This window comes from Corynebacterium sp. HMSC055D05 (assembly GCF_001810365.1).
GTDB classification, from domain to species: Bacteria; Actinomycetota; Actinomycetes; order Mycobacteriales; family Mycobacteriaceae; genus Corynebacterium; species Corynebacterium coyleae.
This window is the reverse complement of record NZ_KV801071.1, coordinates 9,007-9,321: the sequence shown is the minus strand read 5'-3', so window position 1 is coordinate 9,321 and position 315 is coordinate 9,007. Positions and strand designations below refer to the sequence as shown.

The window sequence follows — 315 nt, the reverse complement described above, 5'->3', positions numbered from 1 at the left end:
ACTTGGACTACGAGCCGGTATACGAGGATGGTTCGGGTAAGCCTGGTGAGGACGTCAAGGTGGACAAGCCAACCTTCAAGGACAAGGATGGCAACCCGACCACCCCGCCGGAGGGCACGAAGTTCACCCCGGGTGAGAACACCCCGGATGGCGTGACCATCGATGAGAACACCGGTGAGATCACGGTGACCATCCCGGAGGACGCCAAGCCGGGCGACAAGATCACCGTTCCGGTGGTTGTGACCTACCCGGATGGCACGAAGGACAACGTTGACGTCACCGTCACGGTGACCGACAAGGACGTTCCGGCTCCTG

At 61.3% G+C, this 315-nt stretch carries 1 protein-coding gene; it reads left to right on the top strand.

The features are described from left to right. The coding region (locus HMPREF2734_RS05815) for a YPDG domain-containing protein (protein ID WP_210384740.1) at positions 1 to 315 on the top strand (315 nt) is incomplete at both ends.